The following is a 14,185-nucleotide window of genomic DNA, read 5'->3' on the forward strand; positions in this document are numbered from 1 at the left end:
CCTGTTCCACAAGAAAATTCACTCTTTGTGGAACAGGCATCTTGCCTGTTCTTGAGAATGGTGCAAGATGTGAGTTAAAATAGAGAAGTCAGTTTGTGATTAATAAGTCTGAATGCCCACGTTACTCCGAGTCGGCCCATACCGTTTCTTCTGCTAGGCGGGCGATCGGGATGAACCACCCCACGTTCACGTTGAGCGCGATCGAGAAGAAGCTAAGTTTTGGCTTAGTCCAGTTCGCCTTCAAAATAATAAAGGCTTCAATCGTACAGAAATCAATGACATTCAGAAACTTGTTGAAGAACATCAACAGCAATTATTAGCAGGTTGGAATGACTTCTTTAATGGTTGAGTTGCTAGAAATCCCCCAAGCACAAAACGTAGTTGTTACAGACGACGCTCTAACAGTCGATCTATCCGATGGTCGTACTATTTCTGTTCCTTTAGCTTGGTATCCTCGGCTATTGCATAGCACACCAAACGAACGCAATAATTGGCGATTTATTGGTGGAAATGATGGAATCCACTGGCCTGATATTGACGAAGACATTAGCATCAAAAATATTATTCTCGGTAAACCATCTGGAGAAAGTCAGAAGTCATTTCAGCGGTGGTTAGAAGAACGCGGGAAGATAGTCTAATAACAAATCGGGCTTAAATACCCTTCTTATTTCTTAGTCCGCGCAGGCGGACTTCGTTTGACAAGAAGCGGTTTCAACCGCCGAATTATATCAAGTTTGGTTAATTGCTGATAAGAACCGGCCGGGCGGGTTTATGAGATTGTCGGTTTTAGCCAATTATTATTGGTGAACCCGCCCCTACAGGAATTATATCTATTTAACCGAACCTGATATTATCAAGGATCTAACTGTTAAAAAAAAGCGCCTGAGTTTCCTCAGACGCATACCATAAAATCAACCAATTGTCAACCCTAACCTAACCATTCAAAGCCTCAGCACCGCCGCAAACTTCCAGGATTTCCTGAGTAATTGCTGCTTGCCGCGCCTTGTTATAAGTCAGCGTCAAACTACCGATCAAATCGCTAGCATTCTCACTAGCATTGTTCATCGCCGTCATCCGCGCAGCCAACTCGCTAGCAGCAGACTCTTGCAAAGCCCGCAGCAATTGGTTGTTCAAATACAATGGCAAAAGAGCCTCCAGAATTTGCGCCGGATCTTGCTCGAAAATCATGTCCCTGGGCAAGCTCTTCGTAGGTGAAGCAACCTTCTCGCGCGATACTTGAAACTGTCCGCCTTGCGATGTCAAGCGGAAGATTTCATCATCGGGAGTTTCCAAACCTTGCGGGTCGAGGGGCAGCAAGGTTTGAATTACCGGGCGCGAACTAATTAATGACACAAACTTGGTGTAAATTAGCTCAACTCTATCCACAGTTCCCGACAGGAACAAGGAAAGCAATTCGTCAGCAATTTGTGCCGCTTCCGGTGCTGTGGGAATTTGTTCTAAGTTAGCGTAAGTAGCATCAATCGGCTGTTCGCGGCGCTGGAAATACTGGGTAGCTTTGCGTCCTACCAACACGTATTTGTAGTCTAAGCCTTCAGCTTTGATTTCCTTAGCGCGATTTTCGGCGTATCTGATGATGTTGCTGTTGTAGCCGCCGCACAAACCCCGATCGCCCGAAACTACCAACAGTCCCACCGATCGCACTTCGCGTTTTTTCAGCAGCGGCAAATCCAGGTTTTCAAACTGCAAGCGTTCCGCCAAACCGTATAATACCTCTGCCAGTCTATCGGCAAAAGGTCGAGTAGCAGTCACCTGTTCTTGAGCGCGGCGCACCTTTGCAGCGGCCACCAAGCGCATTGCTTCTGTAATCTTTTTAGTGTTCTTGACCGACTTAATGCGATCGCGAATAGTTTTCAGATTTGCCATAACTTTCTCCTTAGTTCTTAGCTTTTATTCCCGAGTTTTTAGTTCCTAGTCATCAGTTTTTAAGTTTAGCTACGATAGATACACGGCACCGTGTCCTTCTTCGTGTCAACTTAAGACCGAAACCACCTGTATCTCTCGTTTTTTTCAAAGTCTCGATCCCCCTAAATCCCCCTTAAGAAGGGGGACTTTGAATGCTCTTGTCCCACCCCCTACTCCCCTTATTAAGGGGAGTAGGGGTTGAGTAGGGGGCAAGCTAAGGGGGTATCTGTGACTTAACTGGGGACTTTGAATGCTCTTGTCCCCCCCTTCTTAAGGGGGGCTAGGGGGGATCTGTGACTTAACTAATGACTAATCACTGATGACTAATGACTAATTACGCAGAAACCAAGAAACTTTGCTTGTATTCAGTGATGCCTTCTTTCAGCAGCTTCTCAGCTTCATCAGTCAAGGCTTTTCCGCCTTGAACAATTTCGCCGTACTTCGGCTTGCTAGTCCGCAAATAGTCGCGCAAACCAACAGTAAACTTGCTGACTTTTTCCACTGGGATGTCATCCATATAGCCGTTAATACCGGCATAGATTACAGCCACTTGTTCGTTCATCGGCAGAGGCGAACTTTGGGGCTGTTTCAACAGTTCCCGCAAGCGCTGACCGCGCGACAATTGATTCTGAGTAGCTTTATCCAAGTCAGAAGCAAACTGAGAAAATGCTGCCAGTTCTTCAAACTGCGCCAATTCCAATTTCACCTTACCGGCTACTTTTTTCATCGCCTTAGTTTGAGCCGCCGAACCTACCCGCGATACCGAAATACCGGGGTTTACTGCGGGACGCAAACCAGCGTTAAACAAGTCAGAAGAAAGGAAGATTTGACCGTCGGTAATCGAAATTACGTTCGTCGGAATGTAAGCAGAAACGTCACCAGCTTGGGTTTCGATAATTGGCAAAGCAGTCATGCTGCCTTCGCCCAACTCGTCGCTCAATTTAGCAGCGCGTTCTAGCAAGCGAGAGTGCAGGTAAAACACGTCTCCGGGATAAGCTTCGCGACCGGGAGGACGGCGCAGCAACAGAGACATTTGGCGATAAGCTTGTGCTTGTTTGGAAAGGTCATCGTAAATGACCAAAGTGTGCTTGCCTTTGTACATGAAATACTCGGCTAAGCTAGCACCTGTGTAGGGAGCCAAGTATTGCAGAGTTGCGGGGTCACTAGCGTTGGCTGCTACTACGATCGTGTAGTCCATCGCGCCCTTTTCTTGCAGGACGTTGACGATGTTAGCTACTGTAGAAGCTTTTTGACCGATCGCCACGTAAACGCAGATCACGTTTTCCGATTTTTGGTTGATGATTGTGTCGATCGCGATCGCAGTTTTACCGGTTTGTCTGTCACCGATAATCAGTTCCCGCTGTCCTCTTCCCACCGGAATCATCGCATCAATAGCGGTAATTCCTGTTTGCATCGGTTCGTAAACAGAACGGCGAGAAACAATCCCCGGTGCCGGAGATTCAATCAAGCGAGATTCAGTAGTTTTAATTTCTCCTTTGCCGTCAATCGGACGGGCCAAAGCATCAACTACCCGTCCCAACATTGCTTCACCCACGGGGACTTCAGCAATTCTGCCAGTAGCAGTAACTGCCGAACCTTCTTGAATGCCGAGGCCTTGGCCCATCAACACTGCACCCACGTTATCTTGTTCGAGGTTCAGTGCAATGCCCACGGTGCCGTCGGCAAATTCTAGCAATTCCCCAGACATGGCTTTATCCAAGCCATAAATCCGAGCAATGCCGTCGCCTACTTGCAGAACAGTACCGACGTTAGAGACTTTTACGTCTTGGTCGTACTGCTCAATTTGCTGGCGAATAATGCTGCTAATTTCGTCAGGTCTGATTGCTGCCATGTCAGTTGTTTTTTGTCAGTTGTTTGTTGTCAGTTGTCAGTTATCAGTTGTTCAAAACTACCAACCGTTAACTGCTAATTAAATTAGCTAATAGTCATCAGCTATTAACTCTCAGGAATTCAAGCGAATTCCTAGACGGCGCAATTGTCCCCGCAGGCTGGCATCAATTACTTGAGAGCCTACTTTGATTACCACACCGCCGATTAAATCTGCGTCTATTTTGGTTTCAATTTCTACGCTTCTAGCGCTGGTCATCGCCTGCACTTTCTCGCGAACAGTCTGCTGTTGAGCGTCTGAAAGCGGGACTGCCGATGTAACTTCAGCCAATACTGTTTGGTTTAGTTCTCGGAGCCTTGCCAAGTATTGTTTGCCAATCCCTTCTAAAAAAAGAATTCTTCCTTTGTCTACTAATAGCTTCAGAAAGCTGTGCATCAAGGGGCTCATTTCTTCACCCGCTATTTGCCCAATTACGGCTTTTTTAGCATCCGGTTTTACCAGCGGATTGGCTAAAAATTGACGCAAATCTTCCGAACCTTCTAGCAGGCTCAGCAAGGAACGAATATCTTCGCCGAACTTCTCTGAGAGATTGTTGGACTGAGCCAGTGACATCAAGGCAGATGCGTAAGGCTGTAAGACTTCTGTGCTGACTGTACTCACGTTTTAGCCTCCCAGTAACGCAATGCTGCGATCGATTAATTGGTGTTGAGCGCCGTCGTCCAAGCTAGTTTTTAGCTGGCTTTCCACCTTTGCTAATGCCAGAGATACAACGGCCGATCGCAGTTGGGCGATCGCTCTTTCCCGCTCCGCTTCCAACTCTTGACCTGCTGTTGCTCTCATGCGTTCAACGTCTTGCGCTGCCTGAGCTAGAATTGCTTCTTTTGCTTTCTGGGCAGTTTCTTCAGCCGCGGCACGAATTCGTTCCGCTTCTGCTTGCGCTTGAGTCAATTTTTGCTGTTGCTCTGCTAGAGCTGCTGCTGCATCTTTTTGGCGTTTTTCTGCTTCTTGAATCGCCTCTTGGATGGCCGAACGCCTCTCTGTCAGGATTTTACCTACAAATCCGCGCCCGAAATAAAACAGCACTGCAATAATAATGACCAGGTTAATCAGGTTGGTTTCTAAAATATCGAAATTTAAACCGAAACCACCTTCGCCGCTAGCTTCTGTGGCTAGCAATAAAACAGTCCCCATGATACTCTTCCATAATTGCGCGTGCAGATTGGGTGAAGCGATTTTAGATTTGAGATTCCCTCAAAAATCTAAAACTCTTCTGTCTCGCTATTTGGCCAGCGACTGCCCTAATAGCTTTTCGAGAATTTGGCCGCTGAGCGCGTCTACTTGTTGTTCTAGTGAGCGCATTGCTTCTTGCTTTTGCTGCTCTATTTCTTGCCCAGCCTTTTCCCGCGCGACTTGAGCTTCTTGTTGAGCCTCAGCTACTTTTGCTGCCCCAATTTTTTGGGCATCAGCTTGAGCAGCAGCAATTACTGATTGAGACTGTTTGCGACTTTCTCCCAGTTTTTGCTCGTACTGCTGCGCTAGTTGCTGAGCTTTTGCCAAGCGTTCTTGGGCGGAGACTTGAGTGTTGCGAATGTAATCGGCGCGATCGTCAATTGACTTGCTGAGCGGCTTGTAAAAAATTACATTCAAGACTGCGACTAGAATTAAAAACTGCACCGCCATCAGAGGCAGCGTAGCATCTATATCAAACAGTCCCCCTTCCTTAGCCGCTTCTTCAACTGCTAGTAATACTGTCCAGTGCATCATGATTTTTTGACGGCTTCCATCTAATTCGCTTAATCGATTTTAGATTTGAGATTTTGGATTAGAATCGCCAAAACCTCAAATCTAAAATTTCAAATTATTATGCGAAGGGGTTGGCAAACAGCAGCACTAGGGCTACGACCAAACCGTAAATTGTGAGCGCTTCCATGAACGCCAAACTCAACAGCAAGGTGCCGCGAATTTTACCTTCTGCTTCCGGCTGACGGGCAATCCCTTCTACAGCCTGACCTGCTGCATTACCTTGACCGATGCCAGGGCCGATTGCAGCTAAACCTACTGCCAAAGCGGCGGCAATTACGGAAGCGGCAGCAACTGTTGGGTTCATGATGATTTTCCTTATCTAAAGTACAAAATTGAGAACAGAAAGTCTAGAGAATTGTCCGATTTAACGGGAGAAAGTTTGAGTTCAGAATTTTTCTTTTTCCTCCTTCATTCTTAGCCGTTTATCGTTAGTTAATCGTGGTGTTCTTCGCCGTGACCGCCTTCTAGAGCTTCACCAATGTAGGCGGCGGCTAAGGTAGCAAAAATCAAAGCTTGAATTGCACTCGTAAATAGTCCCAGAACCATCACTGGCAGAGGAACAAATAAAGGCACTAGCAAGACTAGCACTCCGACCACCAATTCGTCCGCAAGAATGTTGCCAAACAAACGGAAACTCAGGGACAGAGGCTTAGTGAAATCTTCTATGATTTTGAACGGCAACATGAAAGGCACCGGTTCAACATAGTGGGCGAAATACCCCAAGCCGCTTTTGCTGAGACCTGCATAAAAATATGCTAGAGAAGTCAGCAGTGCAAATGCTACCGTCGTGTTGATGTCAGCGGTAGGAGCTCCCAATTCGCCTGATGGCAGCTTAATTAGCTTCCAAGGAATTAGAGCGCCAGACCAGTTTGACACAAAGATGAACAGAAATAATGTACCAATAAACGGTACCCAAGGGCGATATTCTTTTTCCCCAATTTGGTTTTTAGCCAAGTCCCGAATAAATTCCAGCGCATACTCCATAAAATTTTGCATTCCGCTGGGAATTCGCTGGATTTTGCTGGTTCCTAAAATCGAAACTACGACTAAAACGGCAATTACAAACCACGAGGTTAGAAAAACCTGCCCGTGCACTTTCAGATTGCCGAGTTGCCAGTACAACTGCTGCCCAACTTCCAATTCGGCGAGGGGGAAACGATTAAAGGTGTTTAGAACGTCAAGCATTGCCATTCAACGGGCTTCCCCATACAAATCGATGAGTTGAGTTTTGCTCGAATTGCCTGACTTACCTGTAGTCTAGTGCTAATGCACTTCGGATCACGTAAACCAACAGCGCAGCTTTGTAAGTCAGAAATCCCAAAAATATCGGTAAAATCTGTAGCTGATTCCACTGTGTTCCTACTATCATCACCGCTAAAAACACACCGAGCCTTGTTTTGCTGATGCGCTGATTTTGGCTGCCGATTCGTTCAACGTCTCTAGCCAACATCTTTAAGTAAACCACACCTGTGCTCGCCCCAAGCAAATAATTCAGGGCAATATTGAGCGAGTAAAAAATCCAAACGGAGATAAAAATAATCGCCGTAAAAGCAAGGGTGTACGCCAACAACTCTTGTTGGAGGCGATAAAAGTCTTGCATGGGATTCGTTGTCTCGGACGAGACTGTCGAGACTGTCGAGACTGTGCCAGCTTGAGGAATATCCTCGGTTGCTGGTGTGGGTTCGGTGGGTGTGTTTTGCGTGTTCACGAAGCTCAGAAACTAATGCAGGTAGCAGGCGAGTGCTTTGCAAACTCAGAAAAATCATACCACGCGGCGGTAACAATACTTAAAATAAAATTAATCATATTTTCGGAATTTGGTGTCGGGCGCTTCGGAAACCTCAACCCGTTAAATGTCCGATCGACCTCACCCTACCTCTCCCACCGCCCGATCGCACTATATTACACATTGTTCTGTCACTTCTCACTAAGTGAGTGTCACTTGCTGAGAAGTGAGAAAGGACGATCGCCCGAATCGATGAGGTAACTCTCCCTTGTCTGCCTCTGCGGCCTGTGCGCCCTAGAAGAGTTGATTAAACTCACATCTTGCACCATTCTCAAGAACGGGCTCTCCGGCCCGTTCCACAAAGAGTAGATTTTCTTGTGGAACAGGCATCTTGCCTGTTCCTAAAAGGCTAATTGAGGATGGTGCAAGATGTCAGTTAAAACTTGATCTCATTGAATAACCTTAAACTCTTGAAGCGCCGGAATAAAATTTTTATTCTCGTGGCTCGATCGACTAAGCTTAATCAAAGCAAATCGCTGTAGTGGCTGCAAACTCGCCCACTGTGGCAAAGTAATTGTCACGCCGAGCTCTTGCGCTTTTGCAGAAACAGACTCCGGTACAGTTGCAGCATCCATCCACGGGGGATTTTCATCAACCGCCAAATCTGTTCCCGGTTTGCCTGTCTGTTGAATTAATATTTGATTTAGCTTTTCTCGGTAATCAATAATTTCTGCTTCTGTCGAGCAAGGTAACTCTACAAGACTTTGCCGTTCTGCTTGGTTGAAATGATTCCAATCCTGCAACTTCAATTTAATGCCGCAAGTATCTAACTTGAGACGGACTTGCATCGGGATACAGCGCAGAGCTTCTACAAAATCGGCTTCAAATTTAAAGAACATAGGTAAAAAGCTTAAATATTAAATTGATACTTATTATGAATAATATCATATTATATTGTTTTTTTGTGCAACCAACAAGATGCCTGTTCCACCAACAGACAATTTATCGACTTTGGGAAATTTGCAACAGGCAAGATGCCTGTTCCACCCACAGAAAATTTATCCACTGTGGAACGGGCATCTTGCCCGTTCATATTAATTGCAGAATCTCGCATCAGCGCTTACAATTAAATAATATTACAAACTATTGACATGGATACCGTAGACTACCTTCGGATTAGCTTGATAGACCGCTGCAACTTCCGCTGTCTCTACTGTATGCCAGAAGGTAGCGAGTTGGACTATGTATTGCAGCAGCAGTTGTTAACTCACTCGGAATTGCTAACTCTGCTGCGCGAAGTTTTCATACCCGTGGGATTTACCAAGTTTCGCTTGACTGGAGGGGAACCGCTGCTGCGGCCTGGGGTGGTGGAATTGGTAAGGTCGATCGCATCTTTGCCGGAAACGCGAGATTTGTCAATGACAACTAACGGCTTTTTGCTGGCTGGAATGGCGGAAAATCTCTACAATGCTGGTTTGCGCCGGATTAATATTAGTTTGGATTCGCTGGAACCGGAGACTTTTGATAAGATAATTGGTAGTCGGGGACGATCGCGATGGACGCAGGTTTGGGAGGGAATTCAAGCGGCTTATCAAGCAGGATTCGACCCGCTGAAACTGAATGTGGTGGTAATTCCCGGTGTGAATGACGGCGAAATATTGGATTTAGCGGCGTTAACAATTAACCGGAATTGGCACGTTCGTTTTATTGAGTTTATGCCGATCGGCAATGGGGATTTATTTGGCGATAAAGGTTGGGTAGCATCAGCAGAATTGCGGCAGCAAATTAACGACAAATACGGGTTAGCCGAGTCGGGAGTGCGCGGTAACGGGCCGGCGGATGTGTTTCAAATTCCGGGGGCGAAGGGCACTTTAGGATTTATCAGCCAAATGTCCGAGTGTTTTTGCGATCGCTGCAACCGGATGCGTTTGTCTGCTGACGGGTGGCTGCGGCCTTGTCTGCTGAACGAAACTGGTCAAATTGACTTAAAAACTGCTCTGCGGAATGGGGTGTCTACAGGCGAATTGCGCGATCGAGTGCGGCACATATTAGAGATGAAACCGGAGATTAATTTCAAGCAGCGAGATTCGGGAACTACTCAGGGAAATTACAGCCGCACCATGTCTCAAATCGGCGGGTGATATCAATTCCGATTTTAGTATTTCCTCGATATTCTCTCCCCCTCTCTGTAATCTCTGCGTTCTCTGTGGTTAATTATAAATCAGGTTTTTAACGATGAACACCATCTCGATCGCCATTTCAGACCTGCTGATGCTGAAGCTACAAAAAGTTGCTGCCCAGATGAATGTATCCATCGAAGAATTAGTCTTGATGAACATTGAAAGCTCGATCGCGCAACGAGAAAATCGCGCAGCAAATACCGATCGAGATCTTTGCCATCAAAATGCTGAAATTGCGATCGAGGTAATTGACAAATTTTATACTCTTGCTACGGAATGGCAGAGTGAAGTTGGGGGAATGTCTTCGACAGCTCAAATGTCTCAGCATCCTGCATATCAGGAAATTATTAATATGGGTTCTCAAGTCGTGTCGCTGTTGCTATCGGAACTGCAAAAGAATCCCCTTTACTGGTTAGCTGCATTGAATGAAATTACGGGTGAAAATCCCATTAAACCGGAACAAAGGGGTAGGGTAAAACAGATGGCATCAGCTTGGATAGAGTGGGGTAAAGATCGATGCTACGCGATATAGATTATACTTAAGACAAACTTTGTAAATCTTCCTCAGATAGCTGGGCTATTTTCATCAAGGCTCTTAAGGTTCCAACTTTCAAATCTTGATTCCGGTGAACTGGAATTGACAAAATTTGTTCTATTTCGGCGTTTTCATAGATATGATGACTGCCAGTAACTCTTTTCAAAACCCAACCTTTCTGCTCTAGTATTTTGCACAGTCGCTTTCCTGAAATAGATTTCATACAGCAATTTCAACAACTTTATCTGTGGAGGCAATTGCTTCACGACTATTAGCAACATCGAGCCAACCTTCAATCGCATCTTTTAAATTAGCCACCACTTCTTCCATAGTATCTCCTTCGGTAATACACCCGGGAAGTGCGGGAACTTCAGCCCAATAGCCACCTTCTTCTGCGGGATGGATGATTGCTCTAATTTTCATACATTTATTCAGTCATTTGTTAAGGATATTATAACTATTATTAGTAAATACAGGAAATTATAGCCGCACCATGTCTCAAATCGGCGGCTAATTATCTATTATCAGCGATAAGTCAGTATGAAGTAACGCCCTCGCCTTGCGCGCGGATCGATCATAAGCTGGCGTTAGCTGTCCTAGGTCGCAGGAATTCGACATTCAACTCTAGTTTCTCTCCTAGCCACAAAGAATGTTTCGTGTGGTCAGCCACATCGTCGCCTGTTTCAGGGTGGATGAGAATATTGAGCCCCTCACGATTCAGCATTAACCAGGGAACGACTTTGCCAAACTGGTCTGGTAAAAATGCAACTTGATACATTGCTTGGGGGTGGGGGCCAATGGGTTTGTCATGCCAACGCCCAAGCTGCACCTCAAACTGAGTCAATCCTTCTCGTACACGCGCTGCGGCATCGCGATTATCAGCGTCGAAGTAAATATGTCCATGAAAACCAACGATGTTAATGGTGTCTTCTTTCATCATTTTCAGTGGATTATTGAGCTGAGATCAACAACTTTATATTAGCTTAACTTGCTGGATATTTTCTTCACTCCTGTAAACTCCTTAAGTTGATATCTCCTCAGTCTTTGTTTTTTTTTTCATGCTATGACAATACCAGTATACTCTCTGCTTCTCTATCTCCAAACTGACTCATGATGTCGAATTCATCTTGTAGAATTTGAACAATTTTAGATGTTGAGCAATTGCCAACACGGAGATAAATAAATTTGGGAGGATGACCGTAAAGTAAACTCCGTTGATGAAAGTCAGAATCTTTGGAAACAATCACAAAATCATTTGCCTTTGCATATTCCCAAATTTCTGCATCATCAGTATTTGTCAGTCCTAGGGTCTTGACATGAGCCGAATCGGGATACAAACCGATAATTCTCTGAAGAATTCGGTCTGAGAGGTTTTCGTCCAACAGTAGTTTCACAGGGATGCCACAAATAACTTTTTTTCACGATCTGCGGCAAAAGCAAGGCAGGCTTTGATGTCTGCCGAAGTTAATTCTGAAAAATCTTCCAGAATTTCTGCTTCCGTCATGCCACCTGCGAGATATTCTAAGATGTCGTAGACGGTGATTCGCATTCCCCGAATACATGGTTTGCCACTGCGTTTTCCCGGTTCAATTGTGATGATGTCGTGGTAGTTCATAAAGCAATATTTTGTACTAATAAGCGTAATTATAACTGCAAATAATCCTGGTTTGTTTAGGTCAGGATTTCAGGTTTGAGCAAGTAGGGATAAAAAAAGAACCCTGACGTTGAAAGTAGTCAAGGCGGCTCAGTTTTCTCAAGGTCTGCGGCAAAAGCAAGACAGGCTTTGATGTCTGCCGAATTTAGTAGGGTTTTGCACCAATAAGACTCCAAAATTGGCTGCAGTCCGATCGACGTTATTTAATTAAATAGGCGTAATTACCATTAATTGTTAATCCCAATAATTTCGCAAGTTTACTAGAATGATAATGCACTAACTCACCTTTCAATGATGTAGGAAAATTTTTCAATGCTAATTTAGCTTGTTTGTAATCAGAAAAAGGAACACTCAATGTCTGTGGGAAAGGATAAAGACTCCAGCATCCGATAACGTGTTTAACAGCTATCATTAATTCTCCTTGTAAGTCTATACTATCGTACCCTTTATAAACTGCTAACTTTTTCCCATAGTAAATAATACAATCGGTGGGACGATACATAGCCAGTGCTACTTCTATTGTCGTTTCAGCCATAGATGAAAAAGGTGTGGTTCCATGTTCTAAAAAATATTGGTTATCGTTTTTTAAATATTTTTCTAACTTTTTTAAAATCATTAATCTCATGGTTTTTATATTACTTACCCATAATAGATGTCGATGCTCGCTAAGTTCTATTGCACCTAATAAATATGCTGCTTTTTCCCAGTAGTTTTGCCAAAAATCTACAATTCCTAATAATGTGTAATTGTCAATATGATCGTGAAAAGTAACCAGAGCAGACCACAGTAACGCTAAATATGGTGAATTTTCACGAGCTTGTTGAAACTCAACATCTTCAATTTCTGAAATTTGGTGAAGAGTCCTATAAAAAATGTTTGAGGATGTTGAGATTTGTTGTGTAGTAGACGTTTTTCCTAAACCACGCGCTTTTTTTCTTCGTTTTGCTTCTCCCATAATGCCTCTCAAATATTCAAAAAAGTTAACATAACACATAAAGTGTTCATGTAACACAACATCAGTTTTCCAATGCTTACAAGGCTTAGGCGGGGAAATGTGCCTTTCCCCGCCTAGCTTTTTTAAAGGGGTTTCAGCCTCTAAATTAAGATATGCTCTTATCCTGATTTAGTAAAGTAACGTGCCTGATATTTGTTGGTCTTCTTAATTAACTGGTTCCCAGGCTCTAGCCTGGGAACGAGCAAACACCTACGCTTTGCGCTTCCGACGGCGAATCAGCACACTCATCACTTGCTTCGGATTAGCTGCACGTTGTAGGGGACTCCAATCGCCCACTTGGGCAAATCCCAGGCGGTACAAAGTGAGTATGGTTTCCCTGACACCCTTGGGCGAACCTGTCACCGTTACACAAACCACATCCTGTTCCGATTCTGCTGCTGAGTCGTCATTTGGCCGATCGAATTTGTTGTCGTCAGGCAAGAATTCCTGTGACATAATTATGTTCTCCTGGTTTTGGGTTTTCTAGAAAAACCCAAAAACCCAGCCGCCCCGCTTTTCAACACATAGCAGGGCGGCTACACAGAGTGTTATCATACTCCGTTAGCCTCCAGACTGCTGATATCAGTTTGGCGGTTAGCTGTCCATTGCTGCTCGCAACAGCTTTGGGCAGTGCAACTAGATTTTTGGGCGACGCGGGCTACTTCCTCTACAAGCAAAGCAACCTCTAACTTCAAAGCGTAGCCGCAGACGGGGGCCTGTGTCAATCCATTTGGGATTTGGGATTTGGGATTGGAAGATTTATGCCACGGATTCAATCAGGTAACTCCACATCTGGGGGAAGCGGAGGCAGCAGCAACTCTAACTGGCTTAGCAAACCGGGCAGCACTGTGACAATGATATTCCAGAGAGTATCGGGTTCCACGCGATCGTACCGATGAGCAATCAGATTCCGCAAATTAATCATATTGCGCCAATCAATATCATCATTAGCTTGACGGAATTCCTCCGAAATTCTCCTAGCAGCCTCGCCGAGAATTTCAAACTCTCTTTCAACAGCCCGCTGCACCATCCTATTTACTCGGTATTCTGCACAGGACAAGCTAGCGGTAAACTCCATTATTTGCTTAATTGCTTCTATCATATCCCAGAGGGCAGCCTGATTTCTATTGTCTGCTTGCATAGTTAGATTGGCTGGTTTAATTGAAAAGTATAAACTGGAAATAGTGCGCTTTTCAGAGTAGATGATGTGACAAGTCCGCAGTATTTCATTTCGACTAAAAGGGTTATTTATTTGTTGTTTCTGAGTTAAATCTATGTCACGCCCCAACATACTTTCTAACTGTTCTTGCATTTGGAGAAAGTCGAAAAGATTCCAGGAAGTATTGAGGGCAAAGCTGGCTAGAATGTCTATATCGCTATCGGGACGAAAATCATCTCGCAGGATTGAACCGAATAATGCTAATTCAATAATATTCCAGCGCTGGCAAAAGTCGGCTATCTGTGATGGCGATGCCTGAAGACGTTCTTTGACTGCGGTTGGAAATTGAAAAGTCATGGGAT

21 protein-coding genes and 1 pseudogene are annotated in these 14,185 nt (G+C 44.7%); 4 read left to right on the top strand and 18 right to left on the bottom strand.

Features of this window, described 5'->3' with window-relative positions; translation table 11 throughout:
- Positions 1-226 precede the first annotated feature (226 nt).
- Both QT992_RS27680 and QT992_RS27685 read left to right on the top strand, forming a co-directional pair.
- Positions 227-349, top strand: a pseudogene (locus QT992_RS27680) (DUF4160 domain-containing protein); the annotation flags it as partial.
- Positions 330-638 (top strand): DUF2442 domain-containing protein, encoded by a 309-nt coding sequence (locus QT992_RS27685; protein ID WP_333318916.1) that lies wholly within the window; start codon positions 330-332, stop codon positions 636-638. The pseudogene QT992_RS27680 and the gene QT992_RS27685, both read left to right, overlap by 20 nt.
- Before the next feature lie 295 nt (positions 639-933).
- On the opposite strand, the gene QT992_RS27690 is transcribed toward QT992_RS27685, so the two are convergent.
- The 9 genes from QT992_RS27690 to QT992_RS27730 form a co-directional block, all read right to left on the bottom strand.
- On the bottom strand, positions 934-1,884 hold the full coding sequence (locus QT992_RS27690; RefSeq protein ID WP_006631110.1) for a F0F1 ATP synthase subunit gamma: 951 nt from the start codon (positions 1,882-1,884) through the stop codon (positions 934-936).
- A gap of 373 nt (positions 1,885-2,257) precedes the next feature.
- The gene (atpA, locus tag QT992_RS27695) at positions 2,258-3,775 is read right to left on the bottom strand and encodes a F0F1 ATP synthase subunit alpha (protein ID WP_333339169.1); all 1,518 of its coding nucleotides are present in this window, start codon (positions 3,773-3,775) and stop codon (positions 2,258-2,260) included.
- A 111-nt stretch (positions 3,776-3,886) separates the two neighbouring features.
- Entirely contained in the window at positions 3,887-4,432 is a 546-nt protein-coding gene (atpH, locus tag QT992_RS27700; RefSeq protein WP_333054532.1) for an ATP synthase F1 subunit delta, read from the bottom strand.
- A gap of 3 nt (positions 4,433-4,435) precedes the next feature.
- The gene (locus QT992_RS27705; RefSeq protein ID WP_333318914.1) at positions 4,436-4,963 is read right to left on the bottom strand and encodes a F0F1 ATP synthase subunit B; all 528 of its coding nucleotides are present in this window, start codon (positions 4,961-4,963) and stop codon (positions 4,436-4,438) included.
- Positions 4,964-5,050: 87 nt separating this feature from the next.
- Positions 5,051-5,536 (bottom strand): F0F1 ATP synthase subunit B', encoded by a 486-nt coding sequence (locus tag QT992_RS27710; RefSeq protein ID WP_333102793.1) that lies wholly within the window; start codon positions 5,534-5,536, stop codon positions 5,051-5,053.
- Positions 5,537-5,633: 97 nt separating this feature from the next.
- On the bottom strand, positions 5,634-5,879 hold the full coding sequence (gene atpE, locus QT992_RS27715) for an ATP synthase F0 subunit C (protein ID WP_006631105.1): 246 nt from the start codon (positions 5,877-5,879) through the stop codon (positions 5,634-5,636).
- A 128-nt stretch (positions 5,880-6,007) separates the two neighbouring features.
- Complete coding sequence (gene atpB, locus QT992_RS27720; protein WP_006631104.1) at positions 6,008-6,766, bottom strand: F0F1 ATP synthase subunit A; 759 nt, start codon at positions 6,764-6,766, stop codon at positions 6,008-6,010.
- Positions 6,767-6,821: 55 nt separating this feature from the next.
- Positions 6,822-7,283 (bottom strand): ATP synthase subunit I, encoded by a 462-nt coding sequence (locus QT992_RS27725; RefSeq protein WP_333145058.1) that lies wholly within the window; start codon positions 7,281-7,283, stop codon positions 6,822-6,824.
- A 467-nt stretch (positions 7,284-7,750) separates the two neighbouring features.
- Complete coding sequence (locus QT992_RS27730) at positions 7,751-8,200, bottom strand: nitrate reductase associated protein (protein WP_333339166.1); 450 nt, start codon at positions 8,198-8,200, stop codon at positions 7,751-7,753.
- 252 nt (positions 8,201-8,452) lie between these two features.
- Between QT992_RS27730 and moaA the strand changes: the two genes are divergently transcribed.
- The gene (moaA, locus tag QT992_RS27735) at positions 8,453-9,442 is read left to right on the top strand and encodes a GTP 3',8-cyclase MoaA (RefSeq protein WP_333339164.1); all 990 of its coding nucleotides are present in this window, start codon (positions 8,453-8,455) and stop codon (positions 9,440-9,442) included.
- A gap of 94 nt (positions 9,443-9,536) precedes the next feature.
- On the top strand, positions 9,537-10,013 hold the full coding sequence (locus QT992_RS27740) for a hypothetical protein (protein ID WP_333339160.1): 477 nt from the start codon (positions 9,537-9,539) through the stop codon (positions 10,011-10,013).
- Between the two features lie 7 nt (positions 10,014-10,020).
- Here QT992_RS27740 and QT992_RS27745 read toward each other — a convergent pair whose 3' ends face one another.
- The 9 genes from QT992_RS27745 to QT992_RS27785 all read right to left on the bottom strand — a co-directional run bounded on the left by QT992_RS27745 (position 10,021) and on the right by QT992_RS27785 (position 14,180).
- Entirely contained in the window at positions 10,021-10,239 is a 219-nt protein-coding gene (locus QT992_RS27745) for a type II toxin-antitoxin system HicA family toxin (RefSeq protein ID WP_333339157.1), read from the bottom strand.
- Positions 10,236-10,439: a type II toxin-antitoxin system HicB family antitoxin gene (locus QT992_RS27750; protein WP_172184525.1), complete on the bottom strand. Its 204-nt coding sequence runs from the start codon at positions 10,437-10,439 to the stop codon at positions 10,236-10,238. The genes QT992_RS27745 and QT992_RS27750 overlap by 4 nt, the downstream gene beginning before the upstream one ends.
- 151 nt (positions 10,440-10,590) lie before the next feature.
- Entirely contained in the window at positions 10,591-10,956 is a 366-nt protein-coding gene (locus tag QT992_RS27755) for a DOPA 4,5-dioxygenase family protein (protein ID WP_333339154.1), read from the bottom strand.
- Between the two features lie 121 nt (positions 10,957-11,077).
- Positions 11,078-11,410: a DUF5615 family PIN-like protein gene (locus QT992_RS27760; protein ID WP_333339151.1), complete on the bottom strand. Its 333-nt coding sequence runs from the start codon at positions 11,408-11,410 to the stop codon at positions 11,078-11,080.
- Positions 11,407-11,631: a DUF433 domain-containing protein gene (locus tag QT992_RS27765; protein WP_333339148.1), complete on the bottom strand. Its 225-nt coding sequence runs from the start codon at positions 11,629-11,631 to the stop codon at positions 11,407-11,409. The genes QT992_RS27760 and QT992_RS27765 overlap by 4 nt, the downstream gene beginning before the upstream one ends.
- A gap of 238 nt (positions 11,632-11,869) precedes the next feature.
- Entirely contained in the window at positions 11,870-12,625 is a 756-nt protein-coding gene (locus QT992_RS27770; protein ID WP_333102784.1) for a hypothetical protein, read from the bottom strand.
- Between the two features lie 249 nt (positions 12,626-12,874).
- On the bottom strand, positions 12,875-13,120 hold the full coding sequence (locus QT992_RS27775; RefSeq protein WP_333179981.1) for a hypothetical protein: 246 nt from the start codon (positions 13,118-13,120) through the stop codon (positions 12,875-12,877).
- A 95-nt stretch (positions 13,121-13,215) separates the two neighbouring features.
- On the bottom strand, positions 13,216-13,389 hold the full coding sequence (locus tag QT992_RS27780; protein ID WP_333339145.1) for a hypothetical protein: 174 nt from the start codon (positions 13,387-13,389) through the stop codon (positions 13,216-13,218).
- A 47-nt stretch (positions 13,390-13,436) separates the two neighbouring features.
- A complete protein-coding gene (locus tag QT992_RS27785; RefSeq protein ID WP_333339142.1) occupies positions 13,437-14,180 on the bottom strand; it encodes a HepT-like ribonuclease domain-containing protein in 744 nt (247 codons plus the stop codon).
- Positions 14,181-14,185: the final 5 nt, after the last annotated feature.

Origin of the sequence: Microcoleus sp. T3_D1 (genome assembly GCF_036700405.1) — a bacterium.
Classification (GTDB): Bacteria; Cyanobacteriota; Cyanobacteriia; order Cyanobacteriales; family Microcoleaceae; genus Microcoleus.